Genomic DNA, 754 nt, shown 5'->3' with positions numbered 1-754 from the left:
GCACTGATCTGATAAAAGCCACCATCACCAGCAAAAAAAGCATCACTCCCGCGACACGCTATAGAGGCTGCACTGCGGGATCCACGCTTGTCTTGAAGCTTTTGAAAAATAAAGGGGACTTTAGAGCCTAGCGTAAAACAACCAGCATAAATAGCAGAACGCAAAAAAACGAGGGGATTGCTCGATTCCGTTGCCCCTTGAACATATTCTCCATCATTAAAATTATGATAATAACAATCTTTATCACCTACCGTCCAATGAGTTGCATCATTCAAACCCGACCAATGGATGCGATTGGGATGATCTGTTAATTGCATCAAACAAACAAAATCACCCCAAACCTTCACCAATCCTGCTTTCGGGGGATTGCCTCCTAAATCTTCAAACCGTTCAGAGCTATGAGTATTAAAGACTTGTGGTTTATCATTTTTATTCACCGCAATAATAGTTTCACCAAATAATGCAAACGACCATTTATTCTCTTCATTTGCTTGATAGGTCACACCACTTTGACTTATGTCTTTCCAACCCTTCGTTTGACTATCATAACTGTAAAGCTTTTTGGCTCCTCCTACGATTATCTTAACACCATTGCCACTTCTAAAGGCTATGCACCCCAACGGCTTTTCTTCTAAAGCATGAGACACTACCATTGCATTAGGCATCGGAATGTAACAGCCATCAGCCGGTAAAACATTCACAAGCGTATCCGTAAAGCTACCGTTGACGACCGAAACATCTGGTCTGTAATCAG

The 754-nt window shown here is 41.8% G+C and carries 1 pseudogene; it reads right to left on the bottom strand.

The features are described from left to right. Positions 1-754, bottom strand: a pseudogene (locus ACFINZ_RS10620) (hypothetical protein); the annotation flags it as partial.

The sequence above is a fragment of the Bartonella sp. AA81SXKL genome (assembly GCF_042196945.1).
GTDB lineage: Bacteria > Pseudomonadota > Alphaproteobacteria > Rhizobiales > Rhizobiaceae > Bartonella.
Note: the sequence above shows the minus strand (reverse complement) of the source record. Positions and strands in the feature narration are given on the sequence as shown.